Raw genomic sequence first — 26,439 nt, 5'->3', positions numbered from 1 at the left:
GTGGCGCGAAAAACGAATTCGTTTACACTGCGCTTTCTAAGCATGTTCCAGGGAAATGATTATGTTGAGATTTTTAAACCAGTGCTCCCGCGGTCGCGGAGCGTGGTTGTTAATGGCCCTGACCGCCTTTGCGCTGGAAATGGTCGCGCTGTGGTTCCAGCACGTAATGGGACTGAAACCTTGCGTACTGTGTATTTACGAACGCTGCGCGCTGTTCGGCATTATGGGTGCGGGCCTGGTGGGCGCGATTGCCCCAAAATCGCCGCTTCGCTATGCCGGTATTGCCATATGGATCTACAGCGCCTGGAAAGGCATTGAACTCTCCTGGCAGCACACCATGATGCAATTGCATCCGTCACCGTTTATGACCTGTGATTTTGCCGCCCGCTTCCCAAGCTGGCTGCCGCTGGACAAATGGCTGCCGCAGGTGTTTGTCGCATCCGGTGACTGCTCCGTTCGTCAGTGGGAATTCCTGACGCTAGAGATGCCGCAGTGGCTGGTGGGCATTTTTGCGGCCTACTTCGTCGTGGCGCTGCTGGTGCTGATTGCCCAGCCGTTCAAACCAAAGAAACGCGATCTGTTCGGAAGGTAAAAGCAAAAAGGCAACCTCGGTTGCCTTTTTAGTGCTTGCGCCCTCTCCCGTGGGAGAGGGCTGGGGTGAGGGCATCAGGCCGAACAAACACAATAAAAAACCCGCCTCGGCGGGTTTTTTAATCTCAACGGGTCGGGTGATTCATGATGTGGTCTTCCCAGTCACGCACCTCGGACTCTTTCACCGCGATGTGGCGCACAGAAATGCGTTCACCGTGCATCGCCGCTTTTGAACCGGTTAAAAGCGGATGCCAGTCAGGCAGACCTTTCCCTTCCGCCAGCAGGCGATACGCGCAGGTATGCGGCAGCCATTCAAACGTCGGCAGATTATCCCGGGTTAACTTGATGCAGTCAGGCTCAAATTCAAACCGGCGCTCATAGTTGCGGCACTGGCAGGTTTTAATGTTTAACTGCTTGCAGGCAACGTTGGTGAAGTAGATTTCGTCCGTATCTTCATCCATCAGCTTGTGCAGGCAGCACTGCCCGCAGCCGTCGCACAATGATTCCCATTCCGCGTCAGTCATATCGTCGAGAGTTTTGCTTTGCCAGAAAGGGATGTCGTTCATCAGGATGTCCACACGTCAAAAGAAAGCGCACCTTATAACGAGTCTGGCACGTTGTTGCAAGTTTTGCCGCCCTCTTCAGGCGGCAAGATGGGGTTACAGCACGCGGGTTTTCAGCGACAGGCCGTTAAAACCGACCTCAAGCTCGTCACCGCTGAGTAGCGGGCCAACGCCTTCTGGGGTTCCGGTCAGGATCACATCGCCTGGTTTAAGGGTAAAGAAGCGGCTCATGTAGGCGATCAGCGGCACAATCTTGTGGATCATGTCCGCCGTGGTGCCCTGCTGGCGGATCTCGCCGTTAACCTTCAGGCTGAGCGGCGTGTCCTGCGGATCGCCGGTAAATTCGCTCACCGGCACAAACGCCGAGATCGGGCAGGAATTATCAAACCCTTTGGCTTTTTCCCACGGCTGCCCGGCTTTCTTCATTTTGCCCTGCACGTCACGCAGGGTCAGATCCAGCGCCACGCCGTATCCGGCAATCGCTTTTTTAACATGTTCTTCCGAGGCCTGGCGCAGCGTCGCGCCGATCAGCACGGCAAGTTCAACTTCGTGATGCACCGAACCCAGCCCCTGGGGCAGCGCCAGCGGCTGGCGGATATCGCAAAGCGCCGTTTCAGGCTTAATAAACAGGACCGGCTCTTCTGGCGTCGCGCTGCCCATCTCCTGAATATGTTTTGCGTAGTTGCTGCCCACGCAAACCACTTTGCTGACGGGATAATCCAGTAATGCACCTTGCCAGTTATGATGTTGATACATGGTCGACCCCTAAACGGTTGATGTGTTGTGCCCAAAAACAGTTGAGACTATTTTTTACCGTTCGCCTCAAGATGCTGTTTTAATAAATTCTCGGGTGGCGGTGGAAGCTGTAAATAATAGCCTTGCTCGGCTAAGGCCGTTTTCACTTTATCCAGATCGGCGTTAATCAGTTTCTTACGACCATCGAGCGGCAGCAGCATCGCCAGCTGTGGTCGGCCAAAGTTCTTCATTAATTCTTCAGGCACGCGTGAAAAATCGTCTTTCTTTTCGACATAAAGATAGGTCTGGTCACGGCTTGTACTTCTGTAGATCACACAAAACATGTTTTTACTCTGAATTAATGGGTGGTTGCTTGCCTCAATATACTCCTGACTATAACATGCCTGATACTCTTCGGAATATCGCAGCGAGTGGTTGCGGTTAATAGCAAATTGAGTAAGGCCAGGATGTCAAACACGCCCATCGAGCTTAAAGGCAGTAGCTTCACCTTATCAGTGGTACATTTGCATGATGCAAAACCCGAGGTTATTCGTCAGGCGTTAGAAGACAAAATCGCCCAGGCTCCCGCCTTTCTGAAGCACGCCCCTGTTGTTATCAACGTCAGCGGTCTTGAGGCTCCGGTTAACTGGAAACTTCTCCAGCAGGCCGTCTCCTCGACCGGACTGCGTATCGTGGGCATCAGCGGCTGCAAAGATACTGAGCTGAAAGCGGAAATTGAGCGTGCGGGGCTGCCCCTTCTGAATGAGGGCAAAGAAAAAGCCTCGCGTGCGGCACCCGTTGCCGTGCAAACGCCCCCTCCTGCGGTGCAAAACGTTACTACCGTCACAAAAACGCGAATGATTGATGTGCCGGTTCGTTCCGGTCAGCGCATTTATGCACCAAACTGTGATCTGATTGTTACAAGCCACGTCAGTGCTGGCGCTGAGCTGATTGCAGATGGCAATATTCACGTATACGGTATGATGCGTGGACGTGCGCTCGCAGGTGCAAGTGGCGATCGAGATGCGCAAATATTTTGTACTCACCTGACGGCGGAACTGGTGTCCATCGCAGGTGAATATTGGCTGAGCGACAAGATCCCAGCCGAATTTTATGGCAAAGCGGCTCGCCTGCTTCTGGCAGACGACGCGTTGACCGTTCAACCGTTGAATTGATCCCTTTTTAACAAGGAATTTCTATGGCACGCATTATTGTTGTTACTTCGGGTAAAGGAGGCGTTGGCAAGACCACCTCCAGCGCGGCCATCGCTACTGGTTTGGCCCAGAAGGGAAAGAAAACCATCGTTATCGACTTCGATATCGGTCTGCGTAACCTCGACCTCATCATGGGATGTGAGCGTCGCGTCGTGTATGACTTCGTAAACGTCATTCAGGGCGATGCCACGCTTAACCAGGCGATGATCAAAGACAAGCGCACCGAGAACCTCTACATTCTCCCGGCTTCTCAGACGCGTGACAAAGACGCCCTGACCCGTGAAGGCGTGGAAAAGGTGCTCGACGATCTGAAAAAAATGGATTTCGACTTCATTGTCTGCGACTCCCCTGCCGGCATCGAAACCGGTGCCCTGATGGCGCTCTACTTCGCTGATGAAGCGATCATCACCACTAACCCTGAAGTTTCATCCGTGCGTGACTCAGACCGCATTCTGGGCATCCTCGCCTCTAAATCCCGTCGTGCGGAAAATGGCGAAGACCCGATTAAAGAACACCTGCTGCTCACCCGCTACAATCCGGGCCGCGTGAACAAAGGTGACATGTTGAGCATGGAAGACGTGCTGGAGATCCTGCGCATTAAGCTGGTGGGCGTTATCCCGGAAGATCAGTCCGTGTTACGCGCCTCTAACCAGGGCGAGCCAGTGATCCTTGATACAATGGCAGATGCAGGTAAAGCTTACGCCGATACCGTTGACCGTCTGCTGGGAGAAGAACGTCCTTTCCGCTTCATTGAAGAAGAGAAGAAAGGTTTCCTCAAACGCCTGTTCGGAGGATAAGTTATGGCATTACTGGACTTTTTTCTCTCGCGGAAAAAGAACACCGCCAACATCGCAAAAGAACGTCTGCAAATTATCGTTGCGGAGCGTCGTCGTAGCGACGCCGAGCCTCACTACCTGCCGCAGCTGCGCAAGGACATCCTGGAAGTGATCTGTAAGTATGTGCAGATTGACCCGGAGATGGTCACGGTGCAGCTGGAACAAAAAGACGGGGATATTTCGATTCTGGAGCTGAACGTTACGCTCCCGGAAGCGGAAGAGTCGCGTCCGTAGGTTTGTGTTTTCGTCGCCCCGGTAAGCGCAGCGCCACCGGGGAAATATGCCGGGTATATCGCCCGGCATATTTTTTATCGCGGGTAACCTTCCAGCAGCGTATTCAGGCGATCGGCCATCAATTCCCCGCGCCAGCCCGCCATCATCTCCGGCACGCCATTCTGCGGCTTCAGCTTCCAGTGCCAGTTCAGCAGCTGGTTAATCTGACGACGTGAGGCGAGCAGTTCCGCACTCAGCTTGCTTTCCGTTGCAACTGCCTGCACCAGCGCTTTGATATCCTTAAACGCTTTGCGATAGCCCGGCATGTCCATCAGGTTAAGCAGCGGTTCCGGCAGCGCATCTTCCGGCAGCTCCTGCGCTTTGGCGACTAGCGCCAGCAGGGTTTTACCGTGGAAGCGGATCTCGCTGCCCGAGAGGCCAATGCTGTCCAGCTCGCCCAGGCTGCCCGGCATATAGCGCGCGACCGCCCAGAGATGCTCTTCGCGAACCACAAAGTTAACGGCCAGATCGCGCTCGCGCGCTTTACGCAAGCGCCAGTCTGCCAGCAGCTGCAGGCATGCCAGCTGACGCGTGCGCAGCTGCCAGGCGTTGCTGATATCGCGCCAGGCCTCTTTCGGGTCGACCACTTCCTGACGACGCTGCTGGGTCATACGGCACTCGTCCAGCGCAGCAGCGAGCCAGCCGGAGGCTTCCGCCTCTTTCATCAGCTGTCCGGCAATCGGCAGCAGGTAAAACACGTCTGCCGCCGCATACTCCAGCTGACGCTCGGTAAGCGGGCGTGCCAGCCAGTCGGTACGGGATTCGCTTTTATCCAGCGTCAGGCCCGTATACTCCTCCACCATGGCAGCAAAGCCCCATGAGAGCGGACGATTGCTGAATGCCGCGAGGATCTGCGTGTCAATTAGCGGCTGGGGCATGATGCCAAAGGTGTTCAGAAAGACTTCCAGATCTTCACTGCCTGCGTGCAGGTATTTCGTCACGGCGGTATCGAGCAGCAGGTCACGCATCGGCGTCCAGTCGGTAATACCGAGAGGGTCAATCAGCGAGACGTGTTTACCGTCGTACATCTGAATCAAACCCAGCTGCGGATAATAGGTCCGGGTACGGACAAACTCGGTATCCAGGGCAATGGCAGGAAAGTCGCGCGTCACTTCGCACAGCGAAGCCAGCTCGTCGTTGGTCGTGATCATCTGGTAATTCAAAGCGGGTTCTCTTTTGTTTGCGCCCATAAAAAACGCCGGCTTAACCGGCGTCTGGGCGATTAGCGTGAAGCTCAGGCCTTATTGTCTACTTTGCCACGGGCTTCGTCACGTAATTCTCGTCGTAATATCTTTCCGACGTTGGATTTCGGCAGCTCATCGCGGAATTCAACCAGCTTAGGCACCTTGTAGCCCGTCAGCTGACGACGGCAGAACGTTACCAGCGCCTCCTCCGTCAGGGAAGGATCTTTCTTGACCACAAATATCTTAACCGCTTCACCGCTGCTGCCGGAAGGGACGCCGACAGCCGCCACTTCAAGTACGCCGCTGTGCTGCATAACCACGTCTTCGATCTCATTCGGATAGACGTTGAAGCCGGAGACCAGGATCATGTCTTTCTTGCGATCGACGATGCGCAGGAAGCCCTCGTCATCCATTACCGCGATATCACCGGTGTGCAGCCAGCCGTCTTTAATGATTTCGTCAGTCGCGTCGGGACGCTGCCAGTAACCCAGCATGACCTGTGGACCTTTGACGCAAAGCTCACCCGGTTCGCCCGGCGCGACTTCGTTATCGTTATCATCGACCAGTTTGGCCTCGGTGGAAGGAACCGGCAGACCAATGCTTCCACTGTGATAGTCGATATCGTGTGGGTTCACGCTGACCAGCGGAGCACATTCCGTCAGCCCATAGCCTTCCAGCAAATACTGGCCGGTGAGTTTCACCCAGCGCTCGGCGACCGCCTGCTGAACCGGCATGCCGCCGCCCGCAGAGAGATGCAGCGTGGAGAAATCCAGCTGCTGGAACTCTTTGTTATTAAGCAGCGCGTTAAACAGGGTATTAACCCCGGTCATGGCGGTGAACGGATATTTCGCCAGCTCTTTCACCAGGCCCGGGATATCGCGCGGGTTGGTGATGAGGATGTTCTGACCACCCAGTTCAATAAACAGCAGGCAGTTCATGGTCAGCGCAAAGATGTGATACAGCGGAAGCGCGGTGATCACCACCTCTTTGCCCGGATGCAGCAGCGGCCCGTAGGTAGCGTTCACCTGTTCAAGGTTTGCCAGCATATTGCGGTGGGTAAGCATGGCCCCTTTGGCGACGCCGGTGGTCCCACCCGTGTATTGCAGAAACGCAAGATCTTCCGCCACCACTTCGGGTTTCACATACTGCATACGGTAGCCCGCTTGCAGCGCGCGGCGGAAGGAGATGGCGTCCGGCAGGTGGTATTTTGGCACCAGGCGCTTGACGTATTTCACGACAAAGTTAACCAGCGTGCCTTTGGCGGTGGAGAGCTGATCCCCCATGCGCGTCAGGATGACGTGTTTAACCTGGGTTTTGTCGACCACTTTTTCCAGGGTATGGGCGAAGTTGGACACAATGACAATCGCGGCCGCGCCGCTGTCGTTCAGCTGATGCTCCAGCTCGCGCGGGGTATACAGCGGGTTAACGTTGACGACAATCATCCCGGCTCGCAGGATACCAAACAACGCCACCGGGTATTGCAGCAGGTTTGGCATCATCAGCGCGACGCGGTCCCCTTTTTGCAGCCCCAGCCCTTCCTGAAGATACGCCGCAAACGCGCGGCTACGCTCCTCAAGCTTACGGAACGTCATGACCTCGCCCATATTCACGAATGCGGGCTGGTCCGCGTAGCGCCTTACCGAGTGCTCAAATAATTCCACCAGGGATTGATAACGGTCAGGATTGATCTCAGCAGGAACATCTGCGGGATAACGGTTAAGCCAAACCTTCTTCAATGCATCACCTCTGAAATGAGTGTTCGTCGTCATCACAACCCCGATAATAAACAGTTTGTTAACATTATATTAACTCAGCGTACCAGTTTATTAATTGTTCACATTTAAGGTTGCGAAGCGCGTCACTCTTTTTTTTCGTTTTATCCGTAAAAAAACAGAGACAGCGGCTGAGCCGCTGTCCCTTTTCTAACAATAACAGTAAGTTACTCAGTAACGATCGTCTGAACCTGTGCAGGGCCCGGGTTATACCAGCCCCAGCCCGGGTAGCCGTAACGATAAGGATGTGGACCCCACATCCACGGATCCATCGGCTGAGGCGGCATGATCACCTGCTGTGCCAGCCGCCAGCGTTTATAGCCGTTCACCTGCATGGTCATAAATTTATACGGCGTGCTGCCGATTTTACCCTGCACGGCGCCGGTAATCGGCCCGACGACGGTCACCAGCTGTCCGCGAAAATCGACCGGATCGAGGAAACCATTGACGTCCGCATAGATACGCCCGCGAGAGGCCTCACCCAGTACCGGCCGCGCGCCGCTGTCCAGCGGAACGGTCGCGATCTCCAGACGGGTTTTCCCCTGCTGGTTTTGTACGTCGACGACCTTACCGCCAAAGCGCGCTTCCTGGCCGACGTAAAGCTCAGGCGCATTCATCACTCGCACCAGATCCTGCTGTGGCGTCGGGCTGCTGCCCTTAATCGCATCAGGAACGGAAACGCATCCGCTCAGTGCTATGGCAACCGCGCCTGCCATAATAAGGCGTACTACTTTAGTCTGAACCGCCATGATGCGACTCCTTTTTCTCAGTTCCTGTTACTGAGATTCACTCGCGGCCCGGAAGTTTCTTCCACGCAACGGTGTTTCGCAAATAAACCGGCTCCGCGTGTTCAACGGCAACGGTTTTTCCTGCCGCGAGCAGCCGGGAGGCAATCGGAAGCATATCTTCCGCAGCCGGCAGCAGCATGTTGCCGTCCACCAGCGTCACCCCGGTGTCGTTTGCCATGTCAGGCCACGCCTGCCAGCCGGTGCCGACGGTTGCCCACTCACCGGAGAGCTGCTGCAGTCGTTCAGTGACCGCTTCCGGCTTAAGCACGGCTTCCGTCTCTTCACCGTGCCACACGCCCTGCTCGTCGCGGGTGTATTCGGCCCAGTAAACTTCGCCCATGCGGGCATCTATTGCGGCCAGGACGCGCGTTGCCCCGGCCATGCGCCATGCGCCCTGCGCCATCGTGACGAGGGTAGAGACGCCGATCATCGGCAGTTCGGCGCCCAGCGCCAGCCCCTGCGCAATGCCAATCCCGATACGTACGCCCGTAAAGCTGCCGGGGCCACGGCCAAAGGCCAGCGCATCGAGGTCGGTTAAGGAGGTGTTGCCCTGGGTTAAAATGGCTTTTACCAGGGGCAGAATGCGTTGGGTGTGTTCCCGTGGGCACTCTTCGAAATGAGCAGAAACAGCACCGTCGTTCAACAGAGCGACAGAGCAAGCCTCTGTCGCGGTATCAATAGCCAGAATTCGCATCAGTCGTCGCGCTCTCGCAAGGGTCAGTCACAAAATGGCGCGCATCTTAGCACACTCCGGGGTAAATTACTCCGCCGTTGGGTTTGCCAGGAAGCGCACCGCGCGTTTTATGTCCCGCGTCCGCGGCGCGGGCGGCAGGCTGGCGAGGAAGGTCGCTCCGTAAGGGCGCATCACCAGCCGGTTATCGCAGATGACCAGCACTCCACGATCGGTGACGTCGCGGATTAATCGCCCTACCCCCTGCTTGAGCGTAATCACCGCGTCCGGGAGCTGTACCTCGTCAAACGGATCGCCCCCGCGCAGACGGCAGTCTTCCATGCGCGCCTTCAGCAGCGGATCGTCCGGGGAGGTAAACGGCAGCTTATCAATGATCACCAGCGAGAGCGTATCCCCCCGCACATCGACCCCTTCCCAGAAGCTGCTGGTTGCTACCAGCAGGGCATTTCCGGCGCTGACAAACTGCTGTAAAAGCTGGCCTTTGCTGGTTTCTCCCTGCAGCAGCACCGGCAGCGTCATGGTGGCGCGGAACTGCTCGGCGAGGTCGCGCATCATGGCATGAGAGGTGCAGAGCATAAAGCAGCGGCCGTTGTTGGCCTCGATCATCGGTTTTAACATCGCGGCCAGATGGCGCGCCGCGCCCGGCTGGTTCGGCAGCGGCAGATTACGAGGCACGCAGAGCAGCGCCTGTTTTTCGTAATCGAACGGGCTGGGCAGGAGCAGCGATTCCGCATCCTCAATGCCAAGACGTTCCGTGAAGTGATGCAGATCGTCATTCACCGACAGGGTTGCCGAGGTGAAGATCCAGCTTCCCGGTTTTTGCGCCATCACCTCTTTAAATTTATCCGCCACCGTCAGCGGCGTGAGCGCCAGCGTGAAGTGCCGCGAGGTGCACTCATACCAGTAGCTGAACCCCGGCTGGTTAATCTCTTTCAACCGTTTGAGCCGCCCGCGATAAAGCGTGGCGCGTTCGAAGGCCGCATCCAGCAGCGCAGAACGGCCAAGCGACAGCTTTGCCACGTCGTAGCAGAGTTCCAGGGCATCATCGAGCAGCAGCAGCGCGCGCTGGATGTTTTTGTCCGCCAGAAGCTCGCGCAGGTTACCGCGATAGCCCGGCTCGCCGAGCTGTAAGCGGAAATCCTGCGCGCTTTGCGCCAGACGGTCGGCGCACTTCTGCAGCTGCTGGGTATCTTTGAGTTCGGTCCGGTAAGCGATGGTGAAATCTTTCGCCAGATCCTGCAGCTGGCGGCTGGAAAGCGACTGGCCGAAGTACTGGCTGGCAATGTCCGGAAGCTGGTGGGCTTCGTCGAAGATCATCACGTCCGCCGCCGGGATCAGCTCGCCGAAACCGCTGTCCTTCACGACCATATCCGCGAGGAACAGATGGTGGTTCACCACCACCACGTCCGCATCCATAGCCGTTTTGCGCGCTTTCACCACGAAGCAGTCTTTATACAGCGGGCAGTCGCTGCCGAGGCAGTTGTCGTTGGTGCTGGTCACCAGCGGCCAGGCCGGGGAATCTTCCGGCACGCTCGCGCAGGTGCTGATATCACCCTCTTCGGTCTGGTTCGCCCAGGCGCGAAGGATAATAACGTCGCTGAGGGTTTGCACCGGCAGGTCGCCACCCGCCAGCGCCTGCTGCTCAAGACGTTCCAGGCAGAGATAGTTAGAGCGCCCCTTCAGCAGGGCCAGACGCCCCTTGTATTTCAGCGCTTTCGCCACCGTGGGCAAATCGCGACTGTAGAGCTGATCCTGCAGCGCCTTCGAACCGGTGGAAATAATCACCTTCTTCTTCGCGCGCAGCGCCGGAGCAAGGTAAGCATACGTTTTACCCGTGCCGGTTCCGGCTTCGACCACCAGCGGCTGAGCCTTATCGATGGCGCGTGCAACGGCGTGCGCCATCTGGCGCTGAGGCTCACGGGGCTTGAAGCCGGGAATAGCCTGCGCTAATTGACCTTCAGGGGAAAAATCGTCTGCCACGGTGCTCTCTCACTGTATTTTTGCACAGGGATTATGTCAGCCCATCCTCTCCTGTGCCACCCCAAATAGTGACGACACGAGAACAATATGGCAGTCTTGCCGCCTGACGACGAAAAATAACGAGGAAACGTTTATGACAATTGTGCGCATTGATGCCGAAGCCCGCTGGTCTGATGTGGTGATCCATAACCAGACGCTCTACTACACCGGCGTACCGGCTAACCTGGATGCGGATGCGTTCGAGCAGACGGCTAACACCCTGGCGCAGATTGACGCGGTGCTGGAAAAACAGGGCAGCGACAAATCCCGCATTCTGGATGCGACGATTTTCCTGGCAAACAAAGAGGATTTCGCGGCGATGAACAAAGCCTGGGATGCATGGGTAGTGGCGGGTCACGCGCCTGTACGCTGTACCGTACAGGCCACGCTGATGAAGCCGGAATATAAGGTAGAGATTAAGATTATCGCGGCGGTGTAGGCCCGATTACTCTTCTGGATCTTCATCTTCATCTTCGAAACGCGCCACGATCCGCTCGCCGGAATGACTGGCGCGAATCTCCTCTGCGACAACGGTAATCGCCTGTCCGCTGCTCATCCCCTGGGACATCAGTTCCTGAATTCGCTCAACCGCTTTCTGCTGCTGTTCATGGCTCAGAGAAGGTAAACCTGCAAACATTGTCAACTCCTGCTAAATTATTCGCGCTAATTATTTCACGCTGCCCGGTAGTATGCCACACATGAACATGCGCTTCCCCACTGTTATTACCCTGCCCTGGCGTGCAGACGCTGCCGAATTCTGGTTTGCCCGCCTGAGCCATCTTCCGTTTGCGATGCTGCTGCATTCCGGCCATGCGGACCATCCCTATAGCCGCTTCGATATTCTGGTGGCCGATCCGCTAAAGACGCTGACAACCGATGACCTGTCGTTAACGGACGATCCCCTGAAGCAGCTGCAGCAGGCCATTAACGCGCTGGGCTTATCTGCCGCGCCGAGCCCGGATCTCCCTTTTCAGGGGGGCGCGCTGGGCCTGTTTGGCTACGATCTGGGTCGCCGTTTCGAAACGCTGCCGGAGCATGCGCAGGCTGATATTTCCATGCCAGACATGGCCGTGGGGCTGTATGACTGGGCGTTAATAGTCGATCACCAGAAAAATACGGTTTCCCTGCTGAGCCATCATGACGTGCAGGCGCGTCTGGCGTGGCTTGAGGCGCAACAGCCTGCACCGGCACAGACGTTTACGTTGACCTCAGGCTGGCGCTCAAATATGAGCGCAGCGGAGTACGCCGAAAAATTCGCGCGCGTTCAGGCGTACCTGCAAAGCGGTGACTGCTATCAGGTTAACCTCGCCCAGCGCTTCCAGGCGACATACCAGGGAGATGAGTGGCAGGCGTTTACCCGTCTTAACGCCAGCAACAAGGCGCCGTTCAGCGCGTTTGTCCGTCTGGAACGGGGGGCCATACTCAGCCTGTCACCCGAGCGCTTTATTCATCTGGCCGAGGGCACGATTCAAACCCGTCCGATTAAAGGCACTCTGCCGCGTCTTGCCGATCCCGACGCCGATCGCCAGCAGGCGGAAAAGCTGGCCGCCTCTCCGAAAGACCGCGCCGAGAACCTGATGATTGTCGATCTGATGCGTAACGACATTGGCCGCGTCGCCGAACCGGGCAGCGTGCGCGTGCCGGAACTGTTTGTCGTCGAGCCTTTCCCGGCGGTGCATCACCTGGTCAGTACCATTACCGCGCGTCTACCCGCCTCTCGCACCGCCTGCGATCTGCTCCGTGCCGCGTTTCCGGGCGGCTCCATCACCGGCGCGCCTAAAATTCGCGCCATGGAAATCATCGACGAACTGGAGCCGCACCGCCGCAACGCCTGGTGCGGCAGCATCGGCTATATCAGCCTGTGCGGCACCATGGATACCAGCATTACCATTCGCACGCTGACGGCCTGCGACGGAAACCTTTACTGTTCGGCCGGGGGCGGCATTGTTGCCGATAGCCAGGTCGATGCGGAATATCAGGAAACCTTTGATAAAGTTAACCGTATCCTGAAACAACTGGAGTAATCACGGGTGGAAAAAGAGAACCTGACGCTGGACGATTTTTTATCTCGCTTTCAGCTATTACGACCGCAGGTCAACCGCGAAGCGCTGAACCAGCGTCAGGCGGCCGTGCTGATCCCGGTCGTGCGTCGCGCGCAACCGGGCCTGCTGCTCACCCAGCGTTCTCCCCATTTGCGTAAGCACGCGGGTCAGGTCGCCTTTCCGGGTGGCGCAGTGGACAGCTCCGACGCCTCGCTGATTGCCGCCGCGCTGCGGGAAGCGCAGGAAGAGGTTGCCATTCCGCCGGAGGCCGTTGAGGTCATCGGCGTGCTGCCGCCCGTCGACAGCGTTACCGGTTTTCAGGTCACGCCGGTGGTGGGCATTATCCCGCCCGGTCTGCAGTATCACGCCAGCGTCGATGAAGTCTCTGCGGTGTTTGAAATGCCGCTTGAAGAGGCGCTCCGGCTAAGTCGTTATCATCCGCTGGATATCCATCGACGGGGGCATGACCATCGGGTCTGGTTGTCCTGGTATCAGCATTATTTTGTCTGGGGCATGACGGCGGGCATCATTCGCGAACTGGCGCTGCAAATCGGCCTGAAACCTTGACTATACTTTACATTCCATCCTTTTTCGCAGGTTTGCGATCCGCGTCGCGCTATTAGCAAAACCCATCGTTAACCATTAGTTTAATTCATGTGAATAGTTAAGCCGAGGTCGGTGTTCCCTCTTACACTATGCGCAGTTATAACATCGTTACTGGAACCCCGGTAACCCTGTCAGGAGTGTGAAAGTGATTAGTATATTCGACATGTTCAAAGTGGGAATTGGCCCTTCGTCTTCCCATACTGTTGGCCCGATGAAGGCCGGTAAACAGTTCGTCGATGATCTGGTCGAAAAAGGATTACTGGAAAGCGTTACCCGTGTCGCCGTGGATGTTTACGGCTCGCTGTCATTAACGGGTAAAGGCCACCACACCGATATCGCCATTATTATGGGTCTGGCAGGCAATATGCCGGATACCGTAGATATTGATGCCATCCCGGCATTCATCCGCGACGTGGAAACACGCGGCCGCCTGCTGCTGGCAAACGGTCAGCAGGAAGTCGATTTCCCGCAGGATGACGGCATGCGTTTTCGCAGCGACAACCTGCCGCTGCATGAAAACGGCATGACCATTCACGCTTACAGCGGCGAAAAAGAGATTTACAGCAAAACGTACTACTCCATCGGCGGTGGCTTCATCGTGGATGAAGAGCATTTTGGCAAAGACAGCGTCGGCGACGTCAGCGTACCTTACCCGTTCAAATCGGCTACCGAGATGCTGGGCTACTGCAAAGAGACCGGTCTTTCACTGTCCGGCATGGTGATGCAGAACGAACTGGCCCTGCACAGCAAAAAAGAGATTGAAGACTATTTTGCGAACGTCTGGCAAACCATGCGCGCCTGTATCGACCGCGGGATGAACACCGAAGGCGTTCTGCCGGGTCCACTGCGCGTACCGCGTCGTGCCTCTGCCCTGCGCCGTATGCTGGTGACCACGGACAAGTTCTCCAATGACCCGATGAACGTGGTCGACTGGGTAAACATGTTTGCCCTGGCGGTTAACGAAGAGAATGCCGCCGGTGGCCGCGTCGTGACGGCGCCAACCAACGGTGCGTGCGGTATCGTTCCGGCAGTGCTGGCGTATTACGATCACTTTATTGAGCCCGTGACGCCGGACATCTACATCCGCTATTTCCTGGCGGCAGGTGCCATCGGTGCGCTGTACAAAATGAACGCCTCCATCTCCGGTGCGGAAGTGGGCTGTCAGGGTGAAGTGGGCGTTGCCTGCTCCATGGCGGCGGCGGGTCTGGCAGAGCTGCTGGGCGCAAGCCCTGAGCAGGTCTGCGTGGCGGCGGAAATCGGTATGGAACATAACCTCGGTCTGACCTGTGACCCGGTCGCGGGCCAGGTGCAGGTGCCGTGCATCGAGCGTAACGCGATTGCCTCGGTGAAAGCCATCAACGCCTCACGGATGGCGATGCGCCGTACCAGCGAACCTCGCGTATCGCTGGATAAGGTGATTGAAACCATGTACGAAACCGGCAAGGACATGAACGCGAAATACCGCGAGACGTCCCGTGGTGGCCTGGCCATAAAGGTGCAGTGCGACTAATACTGCCTTTCGCCCATCTGCAACGGATGGGCGAATTTCCCTCTTCTTTCTCGTCTCCTTCTGCTTTCCCCACTACACTTTTACTGTTGCGTCCGGCTTTTGTGGCTGGTGGCTTATCAGGCGACCGTTCATGCAAACTGCACAAACGATCATTAAAAACTATCGCCGAAAACGCGTTATCGTCTGTGTGACGGTTGCGCTCCTCACGCTCATCCTGACGTTAGGCATTCGCTTTATTTCACAGCGCAATGTTAACCAACAGCGGATCCTCGATTTTACCAGCCACACCGTTCGCGCCCTTGATAACGTCCTGCTTTCTTTAGAGAACCGCCGCAGCGTGCTGCAGCCCCTGGTGGGGCAGCCCTGCCCGCAGGCGCACCTGGCGCTGCGAAAGCAGGCCGCCATTTTGCAGACGGTACGCTCCATCGCCCTGATTAACGACGGAATCCTGTACTGCTCGAGTATTTTCGGGAGCCGCAATGTGCCCGTTCGCGACTTCCTGAAAGAATTACCCGCCAGCACGGCGAAGCTGATTTTATCGAGCGACCAGTGGCTGCTTAAGGGTAGCCCGATATTGATCCAGTGGTATCCCGTCTCTCAGGACGGTGAAGCTGGCGTTATCGAAATCATCAATATCGATCTGATTGCCAAAATGATCCTCGAGCCCCAGCGCCCGCTCATCAATGACGTGGCGCTAACCGTAGGCGATCGCTCTCTGCGCTATGGACAACGCGTCAGCGATAGCCTGACGTTTGATGAGGAGGGCTCTCTTTTCCGGCAATCGTCAACCCGAAACCCTTTCACCATTACGGTCAGCGGGCCAGGCCCTGGAGAATTAGCCTTAAAAAGCCTGCCAGCCCAGCTGCCGCTGGGACTCATGCTCAGCCTGCTGCTGGGCTATCTCGCCTGGCTGGCAACGGCAAACCGGATGAGCTTTACGTGGGAGATCGATATGGGCATTGCGGCGCGGGAATTTGAGCTTTTCTGCCAGCCGCTGGTGAATGCCCGTACCCAGGCGTGCACCGGCGTGGAGATCCTGCTGCGCTGGAATAACCCCCGTCAGGGTTGGATCACCCCGGAGGTGTTTATCCCTTTGGCAGAAGAGCATAACCAGATTGTCCCCCTGACCCGCTATGTCATCGCCGAAACGGTGCGCCAGATAGGCTACTTCCCTTCCAGCGCCGGTTTTCACATTGGGATTAACGTCGCCGCCAGCCATTTCCGTCATGCGGCATTGATACAGGACCTGAACCGCCTCTGGTTCAGCGCCGGTCCGCGTCAGCAGCTGGTGATTGAACTCACGGAACGGGATGCGCTGCTGGATGCGGATTATCGCATCGTGCGCGAACTGCATCGCAAAGGGGTGAAGCTCGCCATCGACGATTTTGGTACCGGGAACAGCTCCCTCTCCTGGCTTGAAAAGCTGCACCCGGACGTGCTGAAAATCGACCAGTCGTTTACCACCGCCATCGGTACCGACGCCGTGAACTCGACGGTGACGGATATGATTATTGCGCTGGGACAGCGGCTGAATATTGAACTGGTGGCTGAAGGGGTCGAGACGGAGGAGCAGGCGCGCTACTTGCGCCGCCATGGCGTGCCTGTCCTGCAGGGCTTTTTCTATGCGCGGCCCATGCCGCTACGGGATTTTCCGAAGTGGCTGGCGGGAAGTTCATCCCCGCCAGCGCATCATAACGGGCACATCGTGCCCTTAATGCCGCTGCGCTAAGCCGACTTACTCATCTTCGTCGTGGGCTGATTGTTCTTTAACAATACGAACCATATCAACGCGATAGTCGTTGGCTTCAACGATCGTAATGTGCAGCGGCGCCAGCTCGATCACATCGCCGACGCGCGGGATTTGTCCGTTAACGGCGATCACCAGACCGGCAACGGTCGCGATGTCTTCTTCATCGTTGATCACGTTTTCCAGCCCCAGCGTGTGCGAGAGCGCGTGCAGGTCTGTGGTACCTTTAACCAGCCAGCCTTCACCGTCGGCAACGATCTCAGGCGTTTCGTCGGCATCCGGGAATTCACCGGCAATCGCTTCCAGTACGTCCAGCGGCGTAACCAGTCCCTGCACCACGCCAAACTCGTTGGTGACGATAACAAAGCTACCGCGAGCGCGGCGCAGCACCCCGAGCAGGTTGATAGGATCCAGCGTTTCCGGCACGACAATCGCAGGCGACGCGGCGGCAACGGCTTCCACGTTGACGCCCTCTTCCAGGGCCACCAGCATCTCTTTTGCCCGCACCACGCCGATGATCTCATCCAGCTCACCGCGACACACCGGGAACAGGCTGTGCGGAGAAGAGAGCAGCTGCTGGCGAATTTCATCGACGCTTAGATTTGCATCAACCCAGCTGATCTCCCCGCGCGGCGTCATGATGCCGCGCAGCGAACGGGAGGCCAGGGAGAGCACGCCGTTAATCATGTAGCGCTCTTGTTCCACAAACGCCCCTTCCGGGACCGGAACCGGGTTATGGTTTTCGGAATCAGACTGGACGTTCACCTGACGACGACCGCCCATCAGGCGCAGAATCGCGTCTGCGGTACGGGCGCGCAGCGGCTGATTCGACTGCTGCTTAATAAAGTTACGGCGCGCAATCTGGTTGAACAGCTCGATCAGAATCGAGAAGCCAATCGCGGCGTACAGGTAGCCTTTCGGAATATGGAAGCCAAAACCTTCCGCCACCAGGCTCAGACCAATCATCAGCAGGAAGCTCAGACACAGCACGACCACCGTCGGATGCTGGTTGACGAAGCGCGTCAGCGGCTTCGAGGCCAGCAGCATGACCGCCATAGCAATGACAACTGCCGCCATCATTACCGGCAGATGATTCACCATGCCGACCGCCGTGATCACCGCATCCAGCGAGAAGACTGCATCAAGCACCACAATCTGCAGCACCACCACCCAGAAGCTGGCATAGCCTTTACCGTGCCCATCATCGTGCTGACGGTTTTCCAGCCGCTCGTGTAGCTCCGTCGTCGCTTTGAAAAGCAGGAATATCCCCCCGATCAGCATGATTAAATCACGCCCGGAGAAGGTATAGTCCATGACGGAGAACAGCGGTTTGGTCAGCGTGACCATCCAGGAGATGACGGAAAGCAGCCCCAGTCGCATAACCAGCGCCAGCGAGAGACCAATCAGACGCGCTTTATCACGCTGTTTTGGCGGCAGTTTGTCCGCAAGGATGGCGATAAACACCAGGTTATCAATGCCGAGAACAATCTCCAGCACCACCAGCGTGAGCAATCCCACCCAGATTGACGGGTCCATTAAGAATTCCATGACAAGCTCCTGCTAAAGGAATGACGAAACGGTGCCCCACTCAACGTGGGCAAAACAGAGGCAAACAGAGTCGATACGTGGCGAGGATCGCCGGTGAATAAGGCGCGTAATGGCCTGGTTGATGACTGACGTCGGTGACGGTCCATATAGTGGGCTGTAACCCTATACTCCTGAACGATTAAACGGAGGCTAAACATATCAGAGACACTGTGTTTTTAGCAAAGATTTACGTTCCTTTGCAAAGTTCTGTAACACAGCGACTTTACGCTACAGATAAATCTGTAACGCGTGGCTAAATTACGGATCTTCATCACATAAATTATTTTTTCACTATCTAAAATAATTCGCGGAAGTCTTAGTTTTTTTGAACTCTAACCCTTATCTGAATCGATTCGGTTCGCCAATACGATTCTCAGTACGGCTGCCTGGCAGGCGTATTAATGATAATAAAAGGAGGTAGCAAGTGACCATTGCTATTGTCATAGGCACACATGGTTGGGCTGCTGAGCAGCTACTCAAAACGGCAGAGATGCTGTTGGGCGAGCAGGAAAACGTCGGCTGGATCGATTTCGTTCCCGGTGAAAACGCCGAGACGCTGATAGAGAAGTACAACGCTCAACTCGCGAAGCTGGATACCAGCAAAGGCGTGCTGTTTCTCGTTGATACATGGGGCGGCAGCCCATTCAATGCCGCCAGCCGCATTGTCGTCGATAAAGAGCACTATGAAGTTGTCGCCGGGGTTAATATTCCCATGCTGGTGGAAACCTTCATGGCTCGCGACGACAATCCGGCGTTCGATGAGCTGGTGGCGCTGGCCGTTGAAACCGGTCGCGAAGGGGTAAAAGCCCTGAAGGCGCAGCCGGTTGAAAAACCTGCCCCTGCTGCCGCAGCGGCACCAAAAGCGGCAACACCGGCAAAACCGATGGGCCCAAACGATTACATGGTCATCGGCCTTGCGCGTATTGATGACCGCTTAATCCACGGCCAGGTCGCGACGCGCTGGACCAAAGAGACCAACGTTCGACGCATTATTGTGGTCAGCGACGAAGTTGCCGCCGATACCGTTCGTAAAACCCTTCTGACTCAGGTTGCTCCTCCTGGCGTTACCGCGCACGTCGTGGATGTCGCCAAGATGATCCGCGTTTACAACAACCCGAAATATGCGGGTGAACGCGTAATGCTCCTGTTCACTAACCCGACAGACGTTGAGCGCATTGTTGAAGGCGGCGTGAAAATCACCTCCGTGAACATTGGTGGTATGGCATTCCGTCAGGGCAAAACGCAGGTCAACAACGCCATTTCAGTCGATGCGAAAGATATCGAGGCATTCAACAAGCTGAATGCGCGCGGTATTGAACTGGAAGCCCGTAAGGTTTCTACGGATCAAAAACTGAAAATGATGGATTTGATCGGCAAAGTTGGGAAATAAGCCCGCGCCGGTTCTCATATAAAGTTTATGTAATAGGAGAAGTGCAATGGAGATTACCACTCTTCAGATTGTGCTGGTGTTCGTCGTCGCATGTATTGCGGGTATGGAATCCGTACTTGATGAATTTCAGTTCCACCGCCCTCTGGTGGCCTGTACGCTGATTGGGGCCGTTCTGGGTGACATGAAAACCGGTATCATCATCGGTGGTACCCTGGAAATGATCGCCCTGGGCTGGATGAACATCGGCGCGGCGGTTGCGCCCGATGCGGCGCTAGCCTCTATCATTTCGACCGTTCTGGTTATTGCTGGTCACCAGAGTATTGGTGCCGGTATCGCCCTGGCGATCCCGCTGGCAGCAGCTGGCCAGGTTCTGACCATCATCGTCCGTACTATCACCGTTGCCTTCCAGCACGCGGCGGATAAGGCGGCCGAAAACGGCAACCTCACGGCACTGTCGTGGATCCACGTTTCATCCCTGTTCCTGCAGGCGATGCGTATCGCGATCCCTGCGGTTATCGTGGCGATCTCTGTTGGTACCAGTGAAGTGCAGAGCATGCTGAACGCCATTCCAGAAGTGGTCACCGGCGGTCTGAACATCGCGGGCGGCATGATCGTGGTCGTCGGTTATGCGATGGTCATCAACATGATGCGCGCAGGCTATCTGATGCCGTTCTTCTACCTCGGCTTCGTGACCGCGGCCTTCACCAACTTCAACCTGGTTGCACTGGGTGTGATTGGTGCGGTAATGGCGATTCTCTACATCCAGCTCAGCCCGAAATATAACCGCGTCGCGGGTGCCCCAGCGCAGGCTGCTGGTAACAACGATCTCGATAACGAACTGGACTAACAGGTGAGCGAAATGGTTGATATGACAAAAACTACCACCGAGAAAAAACTCACTCCGGGTGATATTCGTGGCGTGTTCATCCGTTCTAACCTGTTTCAGGGTTCATGGAACTTCGAACGTATGCAGGCGCTGGGCTTCTGCTTCTCCATGGTGCCGGCGATCAAACGCCTGTACCCAGAAAACAACGAAGCGCGCCGTCAGGCGATCAAGCGTCACCTGGAATTCTTTAACACCCATCCTTACGTAGCGGCTCCGGTTCTGGGCGTAACGCTGGCGATGGAAGAACAGCGTGCGAACGGCGCAGAGATTGACGATGGTGCCATCAACGGTATCAAAGTCGGCCTGATGGGTCCGCTGGCCGGTGTCGGTGACCCAATCTTCTGGGGTACCGTGCGTCCGGTCTTCGCGGCGCTGGGTGCCGGTATCGCGATGAGCGGCAGCCTGCTTGGTCCACTGCTGTTCTTCATCCTTTTCAACGCCGTGCGCCTGCTGACCCGTTACTACGGTGTGGCCTACGGCTACCGTAAAGGGGTGGACATTGTTAAGGACATGGGCGGCGGCTTCCTGCAGAAACTGACTGAGGGGGCGTCAATCCTCGGCCTGTTTGTCATGGGGGCGCTGGTTAACAAGTGGACGCACGTGAACATCCCGCTGGTGGTATCGACCATCACCGGTCAGGATGGTCAGACCCGCGTCACCACCGTGCAGACGATTCTGGACCAGCTGATGCCTGGCCTGGTACCGCTGCTGTTGACCTTTGCCTGCATGTGGCTGCTGCGTAAGAAAGTAAACCCTCTGTGGATTATCGTTGGCTTCTTCGTCATCGGTATCGCGGGCTACGCTGTCGGCCTGCTGGGTCTGTAAGTTTCAATGCTATAGGCCGGGGGCTTGCCCCCGGTTTTTTTATTTGGAGGATGAATGACTGTTACGGACATCGTACTGGTTTTATTTATTGCTGCCCTTCTGGCTTACGCGATCTATGACGAGTTCATCATGCCCCGCCGTCACGGCGAGACGCTGCTCTCCCTTCCCCTTCTGCGACGCGGGCGCGTGGATGCGTTTATCTTCGCAGGTCTCATCGCTATTCTTATTTACAATAACGTCACCGGCCATGGTGCAATATTAACCACATGGTTATTATGTGCGCTGGCATTAATGGCGGTTTATCTGTTCTGGATCCGCACGCCGAAAATCATTTTTAAATCCCGCGGATTTTTCTTCGCCAATGTGTGGATAGAATATAACCGTATTAAAGAGATGAATTTATCCGAAGACGGTGTGCTGGTGATGCAATTAGAACAACGCCGCCTGCTTATTCGGGTAAAGAATATTGACGACCTGGAAAAGATATACAAGTTACTCGTTAAAACTCAATGAGTTAAATATATAGCAATGGCTATATTCCGTGTTTATCTTGCGCAAGAAATATAGCCGAAGCTATATCCCCTTCGTTAATTTGTCCTCTATTTGTTAACGATATTTTCACGCTTAAAGACAAATGAAAATCGTTATCACCAAGCATTTTAAATAATGCCTCATCGTTGTTGTTTTATATTCTCAAAATATGTTAAGGTTGCGCCCGTCGTTGGGGAGTAGCCGATTTCCTGCTCGCAGGAAATGTACGTGTCAACATACTCGTTGAAAAACGTGGCGCGTACGGATCGCTGACAGCACACCTTATGTGCAGCGCGATCAGGCGAGACCATAGATACATCAACTGCTGTTTACTGGGGGCAGTGATGTGTCATATGGATATCCCCGGTCTGGACGCTGTTATGAATATCTCCGCTACGATCCTCCTCGCTTTTGGCATGTCCATGGACGCTTTTGCGGCTTCCATCGGAAAAGGCGCCACGCTCCACAAACCTAAGTTCTCAGAAGCCCTGCGTACCGGCCTCATTTTTGGTGCTATCGAAACGCTTACGCCGCTTATCGGCTGGGGACTTGGCATGCTCGCCAGCCAGTTCGTGCTGGAGTGGAACCACTGGATTGCCTTCGTACTGCTGGTGTTTCTCGGTGGCCGAATGGTGATTGAAGGTTTTCGCGGCGGTGATGATGAAGACGAGGAACCGCAGCACCGCCACGGGTTCTGGCTGCTGGTCACCACGGCGATTGCCACCAGCCTTGATGCGATGGCCGTCGGCGTCGGCCTGGCATTCCTGCAGGTCAATATTATCGCCACCGCGCTGGCCATCGGCTGCGCAACGCTGATTATGTCCACGCTGGGCATGATGGTCGGACGGTTTATCGGCCCGCTGCTGGGTAAACGCGCCGAGATCCTGGGAGGAATTGTGCTGATTGGCATTGGTGCCCAGATCCTCTGGGCACACTTCGCCAGTTAATCTTCGCGCTGCCAGACGTGGATACTGAAATCCGTCTGGCAGTTAAATGTAGAGTGTGTAGCTAGCGCTTCCCATACTTCCGGTTTTGCCCGCCACGCGAACGGCGTCATCTGCAGCAGCGCGGTTGCTTCTTCCCCTTTCAGCTTCATTTCATACGCTACGGTTTGCTCCTGCTTCAGGGTAAAACCGGCCAGCTGTTCAGAATGAGGGGCATGGAGACGCACTTCGTCGTAGATCAGGCCTTTCAGCTCCATCAGATGACGCGGGCCCGGCGTCACGGTGACGACCCATCCGCCCGGTTTCACCACGCGAGCCAGCTCTTCCGCCTTGCAGGGCGCGTAAATGCGGATAACCGCATTCATGCTGGCATCGTCAAACGGCAGCCGGTGGCTGGATGCCACGCAGAACGTCACGTCCGCGTAACGCTTTGCCGCCGCGCGAATGGCCACTTTCGACACGTCCAGACCGAATGTCAACGCGCCCTTCTCGCGTGCGATCCCGGCAAAGCGTGCGGTGTAGTACCCTTCCCCGCAGCCGATATCGAGCATGGCGGTGGCTGAACCCGGCAGGATGTCATTCAGCATCTGCGCGACAGTCTCCCGTAGCGGCAAATAGTGCCCGGCATCCAGAAACGCTCGGCGCGCCTGCATCATCTCTGCACTGTCGCCTGGATCGCGGGAGCGCTTATGCTGCACCGGCAGAAGATTCACGTAGCCTTCCTTTGCCATATCAAACTGATGCCCCTGCGGACAGGTATAGCTTTTATCTGAATGCGTCAGGGGGGCGTGGCAAAGGGGACAGCTGAAGGACATGGTAACTCCGGAGCATAATCAAAGGGCGAAGTGTACCGCTATTCGCCCTGGTTATAAACGCCCGGTTAACGCATAACGATAAGGTGGTCGGAGCCCGCCGGTAACCCGTCAGGTTTTACATTCTCCAGACGCAACACGTTACCCATAATCTCACTGAAGACAGGCGCGGAAACGGCACCGCCATAATAGGCCCCATTTTGCGGATCGTTAATGACCACCACCAGAGCGAAGCGCGGATCGCTGGCAGGTGCAACGCCGGCCGTATAGGCGACGTATTTATCGACGTACTTCCCGCTGTCGTCAATTTTCTTCGCCGTACCGGTTTTCACCGCCACCCGGTAATCGCGAACGGCGGCCTTAACGCCCCCGCCACCGGGCAGCGCAACGCTCTCCATCATGTGTTCCACCTCGTGCGCGATCTCTTCCGGCATGACGCGGTGTCCGATAACGGGTGGATCGATACGCGTAATCGATAGAGGTCGCTCGAGCCCGAAGCCGCCGATCGTGGCGTAGACGTGCGCCAGCTGGAGCGGCGTCACCATCAGCCCGTAGCCGAAGGCAAAGGTCGCACGATCGAGCTGGCTCCAGTATTTACGATTTGGCAACAACCCCGCGCTCTCGCCCGTTAAGCCAAGCCCCGTATTCGCGCCAAACCCAAAGTTTCTATAGGTATCAATAAGATGCTGGACAGGCATTGCCAGGGAAAGTCGGGATACACCGGTGTCGCTCGATTTTTGCAGGATCCCGGTCATCGTCAGTTCAGGATAATAGCCCACGTCGCGGATACGATGCCCGTCAAGGGTATACGGGTGAGTGTCAATCACGCTGTCCGGCTGGACCAGGCCCTGCTGCAGGGCCGTCATCAGCACCAGCGGCTTGACCGTCGAGCCGGGTTCGAACGTATCGCTGATCGCGCGATTACGGAAATCGTTTATCGTCGCGCCTTCCCGATTATTGGGGTTGAAATCCGGATAGCTCGCCATGGCGAGTATTTCCCCGGTTGGGATATTAATTAGCACCGATGCACCAGAATCGGCCTTGTTCCAGGCCACGGCATTATCGAGCGCATCTTCGGTGATGGTTTGCAGCCGCTCGTCGATACTTAACTGGATGTTATGCGCCGGCGTGGGCGCCACTTCCGTCAGGTTTTCAACCACGCGACCATAGCGGTCTTCCCTTACCTGCCGCACTCCGGCCTTGCCGGTCAGCTGCGCGTTAAAGCTTTTTTCCACGCCTTCAATGCCCTGCCCGTCAATATTGGTGAAGCCAATCAGGTTCGCTGCCACATGGCCGGCAGGATAAAAACGGCGAGATTCATCGCGTAAATTGATACCGGGCAGATTCAGCTTATCGATCCACTTCGCCTGTGCGGGATCGACCTGACGGGCAAGATAAATAAAACGCCCCTGCGGGTTGGCGTTGATTCGCGCCGAAAGTGTGCCCAGGGAGAGATGCAGCGCGTTTGCCAACGCCTGCCAGCGATCGTCAATGCCGACGCCCCCTTTTGCCAGCACCGTTTTAGGATCGGCCCAGACGGCCCGGACGGGCACGCTCACCGCCAGGGGGCGACCTTCGCGATCCATTATCATGCCCCGCGGCGCATCAATCGCCAGCTGGCGGAGGGAGCGCATATCTTCCTGCTTCACCAGATTGTCAGGCTTGATGATTTGCAGCCAGGCAACGCGGCCCAGCAAAAAAGCCAGACTACAAAAAATAGCTAAACAGAGCAGCACAAAACGCGCTGGCGTGAAATTGCCAGCGGTCGTTATCAATTTCTTCTTCACCTGAACCCCAGGACTGTTAAACAACGCCCTGATTTAACGGGAAAAGATGGGTTTAAGGTGGCAAAACAGTGCTACTAACCTCGCAGCTTTGCAACAAGTTACTAACAAGAGTGCCAATGGTAATATTTTGAAAGATAAGGGACATAAAAAAGCCCCGCATTATGCGAGGCTTTATGTCTGAGATTGAAGTGCTAAGCGCTTCAGTCAGCAGCGGTTCGATCAGATAGCAGTTACGTTAACTGCAGCTGGGCCTTTCTGGCCGTCCTGAATTTCGAACTCAACGTTCTGGCCTTCAGCCAGAGTTTTGAAGCCGTTACCCTGGATTGCAGAGAAGTGTACGAACACGTCTTTGCTGCCGTCAGCAGGAGTAATGAAACCAAAACCTTTAGACTCGTTGAACCACTTAACTTGACCTTTAATCTTTGCCATTTTGCAAAATTCCTTAGAGTGTTTTCTTAGCCCGCAGGCATTAACTGAGATAAAACTGAGACATTACTGCATGAGGCACTAATATAAGGTTCGGCAGAGAAGCGGTATTCAACGACAACGTGTTTACTCAGGACTTCTTTACTGAAAATGCCACACATAAACAGAACTGTACCTCGTTTGACCCAAAACGTGTTATCACACACTATGTTTAATATGGCAAGCCATTTTTAAACATGTCTCGATCCGCCGCACAAATTCGAACAGTGCCTGTCAGGTTTTGCACAATTATGCGCATCACTTACAGACAGCTCTGCTGCGTAACAAAGACCCAGCGTTGCTTTCACAAGCGCTGTAATCTAAGACTTTTTTAACATAGCTCAATCATTACGAAGCGTCCAGCAACCGGGAAAAGAAATCTTACGTCCTGATTGAGTTAGAACAATTTGTGAAAACTTATGCTTAAATCATTGTAACGCGACCAAATTGTTTCAGAGAAAAAACACTGTTAATAACCCGCGCCGAACTGTATTAAAATGCACCAACCATTAAATAGTGTTATGCACCAAAATAATGAAATTTTTATGACTCTGCATCAAAAGAAGGCAAGCAAAACGTTTCGATAAAAATAAAACAATCCTGCACGCGTTTCCAGACAGAATATATGCACTCCTTTATCG

The 26,439-nt window shown here is 55.6% G+C and carries 28 protein-coding genes and 1 pseudogene; 14 read left to right on the top strand and 15 right to left on the bottom strand.

Translation table 11 applies throughout. From position 1 onward, the window contains the following. Window positions 1-61 precede the first annotated feature (61 nt). Window positions 62-592, top strand: a complete 531-nt coding sequence (dsbB, locus tag UTM25_RS01360; protein ID WP_024909807.1) for a disulfide bond formation protein DsbB — start codon at window positions 62-64, stop codon at window positions 590-592. Between the two features lie 124 nt (window positions 593-716). Here dsbB and UTM25_RS01355 read toward each other — a convergent pair whose 3' ends face one another. The 3 genes from UTM25_RS01355 to UTM25_RS01345 form a co-directional block, all read right to left on the bottom strand. Continuing rightward, complete coding sequence (locus tag UTM25_RS01355; RefSeq protein ID WP_024909872.1) at window positions 717-1,157, bottom strand: YcgN family cysteine cluster protein; 441 nt, start codon at window positions 1,155-1,157, stop codon at window positions 717-719. A 93-nt stretch (window positions 1,158-1,250) separates the two neighbouring features. Next, the gene (locus tag UTM25_RS01350; protein ID WP_029742142.1) at window positions 1,251-1,910 is read right to left on the bottom strand and encodes a fumarylacetoacetate hydrolase family protein; all 660 of its coding nucleotides are present in this window, start codon (window positions 1,908-1,910) and stop codon (window positions 1,251-1,253) included. Window positions 1,911-1,957: 47 nt separating this feature from the next. Next, the gene (locus UTM25_RS01345; protein ID WP_029742143.1) at window positions 1,958-2,233 is read right to left on the bottom strand and encodes a YcgL domain-containing protein; all 276 of its coding nucleotides are present in this window, start codon (window positions 2,231-2,233) and stop codon (window positions 1,958-1,960) included. 123 nt (window positions 2,234-2,356) lie between these two features. On the opposite strand from UTM25_RS01345, the gene minC reads away from it, so the two are divergent. From minC to minE, 3 genes are read left to right on the top strand one after another with little or no spacing between them, the layout of a single operon-like run. Continuing rightward, entirely contained in the window at window positions 2,357-3,064 is a 708-nt protein-coding gene (gene minC, locus UTM25_RS01340; protein WP_023312186.1) for a septum site-determining protein MinC, read from the top strand. Between the two features lie 23 nt (window positions 3,065-3,087). Further along, the gene (gene minD / locus UTM25_RS01335) at window positions 3,088-3,900 is read left to right on the top strand and encodes a septum site-determining protein MinD (RefSeq protein WP_023312187.1); all 813 of its coding nucleotides are present in this window, start codon (window positions 3,088-3,090) and stop codon (window positions 3,898-3,900) included. A gap of 3 nt (window positions 3,901-3,903) precedes the next feature. Next, window positions 3,904-4,173 (top strand): cell division topological specificity factor MinE, encoded by a 270-nt coding sequence (gene minE / locus UTM25_RS01330; RefSeq protein WP_008500504.1) that lies wholly within the window; start codon window positions 3,904-3,906, stop codon window positions 4,171-4,173. 74 nt (window positions 4,174-4,247) lie between these two features. Here the strand turns inward: minE and rnd are convergent, their stop codons facing one another. From rnd to UTM25_RS01305, 5 genes are all read right to left on the bottom strand, one after another. Next, window positions 4,248-5,375 (bottom strand): ribonuclease D, encoded by a 1,128-nt coding sequence (gene rnd / locus UTM25_RS01325; protein ID WP_088545039.1) that lies wholly within the window; start codon window positions 5,373-5,375, stop codon window positions 4,248-4,250. 71 nt (window positions 5,376-5,446) lie between these two features. Next, window positions 5,447-7,132 carry a long-chain-fatty-acid--CoA ligase FadD gene (fadD, locus tag UTM25_RS01320; RefSeq protein ID WP_194399503.1) on the bottom strand — a complete coding sequence of 562 codons (1,686 nt, stop codon included), beginning with the start codon at window positions 7,130-7,132 and terminating at the stop codon, window positions 5,447-5,449. A 203-nt stretch (window positions 7,133-7,335) separates the two neighbouring features. Continuing rightward, window positions 7,336-7,917, bottom strand: a complete 582-nt coding sequence (locus UTM25_RS01315; protein WP_194399504.1) for a Slp family lipoprotein — start codon at window positions 7,915-7,917, stop codon at window positions 7,336-7,338. 37 nt (window positions 7,918-7,954) lie between these two features. Continuing rightward, window positions 7,955-8,650, bottom strand: a complete 696-nt coding sequence (gene tsaB, locus UTM25_RS01310) for a tRNA (adenosine(37)-N6)-threonylcarbamoyltransferase complex dimerization subunit type 1 TsaB (protein WP_194399505.1) — start codon at window positions 8,648-8,650, stop codon at window positions 7,955-7,957. 66 nt (window positions 8,651-8,716) lie between these two features. After that, complete coding sequence (locus UTM25_RS01305; RefSeq protein WP_194399506.1) at window positions 8,717-10,627, bottom strand: helicase C-terminal domain-containing protein; 1,911 nt, start codon at window positions 10,625-10,627, stop codon at window positions 8,717-8,719. A 133-nt stretch (window positions 10,628-10,760) separates the two neighbouring features. Here UTM25_RS01305 and UTM25_RS01300 point away from each other — a divergent pair, with 133 nt between their 5' ends. Further along, window positions 10,761-11,105 (top strand): RidA family protein, encoded by a 345-nt coding sequence (locus UTM25_RS01300; protein WP_023312193.1) that lies wholly within the window; start codon window positions 10,761-10,763, stop codon window positions 11,103-11,105. Between the two features lie 6 nt (window positions 11,106-11,111). On the opposite strand, the gene UTM25_RS01295 is transcribed toward UTM25_RS01300, so the two are convergent. Then, on the bottom strand, window positions 11,112-11,303 hold the full coding sequence (locus UTM25_RS01295) for a YoaH family protein (RefSeq protein WP_033145823.1): 192 nt from the start codon (window positions 11,301-11,303) through the stop codon (window positions 11,112-11,114). A gap of 61 nt (window positions 11,304-11,364) precedes the next feature. Between UTM25_RS01295 and pabB the strand changes: the two genes are divergently transcribed. From pabB to UTM25_RS01275, 4 genes are all read left to right on the top strand, one after another. Then, a complete protein-coding gene (gene pabB / locus UTM25_RS01290) occupies window positions 11,365-12,690 on the top strand; it encodes an aminodeoxychorismate synthase component 1 (protein ID WP_194399626.1) in 1,326 nt (441 codons plus the stop codon). 6 nt (window positions 12,691-12,696) lie between these two features. Beyond that, window positions 12,697-13,275: a CoA pyrophosphatase gene (locus UTM25_RS01285; RefSeq protein ID WP_023312196.1), complete on the top strand. Its 579-nt coding sequence runs from the start codon at window positions 12,697-12,699 to the stop codon at window positions 13,273-13,275. 184 nt (window positions 13,276-13,459) lie between these two features. Beyond that, window positions 13,460-14,824 (top strand): L-serine ammonia-lyase, encoded by a 1,365-nt coding sequence (gene sdaA / locus UTM25_RS01280; protein ID WP_023312197.1) that lies wholly within the window; start codon window positions 13,460-13,462, stop codon window positions 14,822-14,824. A 130-nt stretch (window positions 14,825-14,954) separates the two neighbouring features. Further along, a complete protein-coding gene (locus UTM25_RS01275) occupies window positions 14,955-16,553 on the top strand; it encodes a cyclic diguanylate phosphodiesterase (protein WP_194399507.1) in 1,599 nt (532 codons plus the stop codon). Window positions 16,554-16,559: 6 nt separating this feature from the next. On the opposite strand, the gene yoaE is transcribed toward UTM25_RS01275, so the two are convergent. Together yoaE and UTM25_RS22565 are read right to left on the bottom strand one after the other, a co-directional pair. Further along, window positions 16,560-18,119, bottom strand: coding sequence for a CNNM family cation transport protein YoaE (gene yoaE, locus UTM25_RS01270; RefSeq protein WP_033145827.1), 1,560 nt, complete (start codon window positions 18,117-18,119; stop codon window positions 16,560-16,562). Next, window positions 18,107-18,265, bottom strand: a complete 159-nt coding sequence (locus UTM25_RS22565; RefSeq protein ID WP_414146741.1) for a protein YoaL — start codon at window positions 18,263-18,265, stop codon at window positions 18,107-18,109. The genes yoaE and UTM25_RS22565 overlap by 13 nt, the downstream gene beginning before the upstream one ends. A 317-nt stretch (window positions 18,266-18,582) precedes the next feature. Between UTM25_RS22565 and manX the strand changes: the two genes are divergently transcribed. From manX to mntP, 5 genes are all read left to right on the top strand, one after another. Next, complete coding sequence (manX, locus tag UTM25_RS01265; protein ID WP_194399508.1) at window positions 18,583-19,548, top strand: PTS mannose transporter subunit IIAB; 966 nt, start codon at window positions 18,583-18,585, stop codon at window positions 19,546-19,548. Between the two features lie 46 nt (window positions 19,549-19,594). Next, window positions 19,595-20,395: a PTS mannose transporter subunit IIC gene (gene manY / locus UTM25_RS01260; RefSeq protein WP_008500490.1), complete on the top strand. Its 801-nt coding sequence runs from the start codon at window positions 19,595-19,597 to the stop codon at window positions 20,393-20,395. Window positions 20,396-20,407: 12 nt separating this feature from the next. Beyond that, window positions 20,408-21,259, top strand: a complete 852-nt coding sequence (locus tag UTM25_RS01255; RefSeq protein WP_006810994.1) for a PTS mannose transporter subunit IID — start codon at window positions 20,408-20,410, stop codon at window positions 21,257-21,259. A gap of 54 nt (window positions 21,260-21,313) precedes the next feature. After that, the gene (locus UTM25_RS01250) at window positions 21,314-21,772 is read left to right on the top strand and encodes a DUF986 family protein (RefSeq protein WP_023336075.1); all 459 of its coding nucleotides are present in this window, start codon (window positions 21,314-21,316) and stop codon (window positions 21,770-21,772) included. Window positions 21,773-22,170: 398 nt separating this feature from the next. Further along, complete coding sequence (mntP, locus tag UTM25_RS01245; RefSeq protein WP_194399509.1) at window positions 22,171-22,737, top strand: manganese efflux pump MntP; 567 nt, start codon at window positions 22,171-22,173, stop codon at window positions 22,735-22,737. On the opposite strand, the gene rlmA is transcribed toward mntP, so the two are convergent. The 4 genes and pseudogenes from rlmA to UTM25_RS01225 all read right to left on the bottom strand — a co-directional run bounded on the left by rlmA (window position 22,734) and on the right by UTM25_RS01225 (window position 25,920). Next, window positions 22,734-23,549: a 23S rRNA (guanine(745)-N(1))-methyltransferase gene (rlmA, locus tag UTM25_RS01240; RefSeq protein ID WP_194399510.1), complete on the bottom strand. Its 816-nt coding sequence runs from the start codon at window positions 23,547-23,549 to the stop codon at window positions 22,734-22,736. The two genes, mntP and rlmA, sit on opposite strands and share 4 nt — an antisense overlap. Window positions 23,550-23,614: 65 nt before the next feature. Then, entirely contained in the window at window positions 23,615-25,333 is a 1,719-nt protein-coding gene (ftsI, locus tag UTM25_RS01235; RefSeq protein ID WP_194399511.1) for a peptidoglycan glycosyltransferase FtsI, read from the bottom strand. A gap of 219 nt (window positions 25,334-25,552) precedes the next feature. Continuing rightward, window positions 25,553-25,762 (bottom strand): transcription antiterminator/RNA stability regulator CspE, encoded by a 210-nt coding sequence (gene cspE / locus UTM25_RS01230; protein ID WP_001062678.1) that lies wholly within the window; start codon window positions 25,760-25,762, stop codon window positions 25,553-25,555. 13 nt (window positions 25,763-25,775) lie between these two features. Continuing rightward, window positions 25,776-25,920: pseudogene (locus UTM25_RS01225) on the bottom strand (DUF2627 domain-containing protein). Window positions 25,921-26,439 lie beyond the last annotated feature (519 nt).

The sequence above is a fragment of the Enterobacter sp. 61D5 genome (assembly GCF_034107965.1).
GTDB classification, from domain to species: domain Bacteria; phylum Pseudomonadota; class Gammaproteobacteria; order Enterobacterales; family Enterobacteriaceae; genus Enterobacter; species Enterobacter cloacae_M.
Note: the sequence above shows the minus strand (reverse complement) of the source record. Positions and strands in the feature narration are given on the sequence as shown.

Coding starts and splice junctions, on each gene's coding strand:
- dsbB (WP_024909807.1), top strand. CDS start 62: ATGTTGAGATTTTTAAACCAGTGCTCCCGCGGTCGCGGAGCGTGGTTG.
- UTM25_RS01355 (WP_024909872.1), bottom strand. CDS start 1,157: ATGAACGACATCCCTTTCTGGCAAAGCAAAACTCTCGACGATATGACT.
- UTM25_RS01350 (WP_029742142.1), bottom strand. CDS start 1,910: ATGTATCAACATCATAACTGGCAAGGTGCATTACTGGATTATCCCGTC.
- UTM25_RS01345 (WP_029742143.1), bottom strand. CDS start 2,233: ATGTTTTGTGTGATCTACAGAAGTACAAGCCGTGACCAGACCTATCTT.
- minC (WP_023312186.1), top strand. CDS start 2,357: ATGTCAAACACGCCCATCGAGCTTAAAGGCAGTAGCTTCACCTTATCA.
- minD (WP_023312187.1), top strand. CDS start 3,088: ATGGCACGCATTATTGTTGTTACTTCGGGTAAAGGAGGCGTTGGCAAG.
- minE (WP_008500504.1), top strand. CDS start 3,904: ATGGCATTACTGGACTTTTTTCTCTCGCGGAAAAAGAACACCGCCAAC.
- UTM25_RS01315 (WP_194399504.1), bottom strand. CDS start 7,917: ATGGCGGTTCAGACTAAAGTAGTACGCCTTATTATGGCAGGCGCGGTT.
- tsaB (WP_194399505.1), bottom strand. CDS start 8,650: ATGCGAATTCTGGCTATTGATACCGCGACAGAGGCTTGCTCTGTCGCT.
- UTM25_RS01300 (WP_023312193.1), top strand. CDS start 10,761: ATGACAATTGTGCGCATTGATGCCGAAGCCCGCTGGTCTGATGTGGTG.
- UTM25_RS01295 (WP_033145823.1), bottom strand. CDS start 11,303: ATGTTTGCAGGTTTACCTTCTCTGAGCCATGAACAGCAGCAGAAAGCG.
- pabB (WP_194399626.1), top strand. CDS start 11,365: ATGAACATGCGCTTCCCCACTGTTATTACCCTGCCCTGGCGTGCAGAC.
- UTM25_RS01275 (WP_194399507.1), top strand. CDS start 14,955: ATGCAAACTGCACAAACGATCATTAAAAACTATCGCCGAAAACGCGTT.
- yoaE (WP_033145827.1), bottom strand. CDS start 18,119: ATGGAATTCTTAATGGACCCGTCAATCTGGGTGGGATTGCTCACGCTG.
- UTM25_RS22565 (WP_414146741.1), bottom strand. CDS start 18,265: ATGGACCGTCACCGACGTCAGTCATCAACCAGGCCATTACGCGCCTTA.
- manY (WP_008500490.1), top strand. CDS start 19,595: ATGGAGATTACCACTCTTCAGATTGTGCTGGTGTTCGTCGTCGCATGT.
- UTM25_RS01255 (WP_006810994.1), top strand. CDS start 20,408: ATGGTTGATATGACAAAAACTACCACCGAGAAAAAACTCACTCCGGGT.
- UTM25_RS01250 (WP_023336075.1), top strand. CDS start 21,314: ATGACTGTTACGGACATCGTACTGGTTTTATTTATTGCTGCCCTTCTG.
- mntP (WP_194399509.1), top strand. CDS start 22,171: ATGAATATCTCCGCTACGATCCTCCTCGCTTTTGGCATGTCCATGGAC.
- rlmA (WP_194399510.1), bottom strand. CDS start 23,549: ATGTCCTTCAGCTGTCCCCTTTGCCACGCCCCCCTGACGCATTCAGAT.
- cspE (WP_001062678.1), bottom strand. CDS start 25,762: ATGGCAAAGATTAAAGGTCAAGTTAAGTGGTTCAACGAGTCTAAAGGT.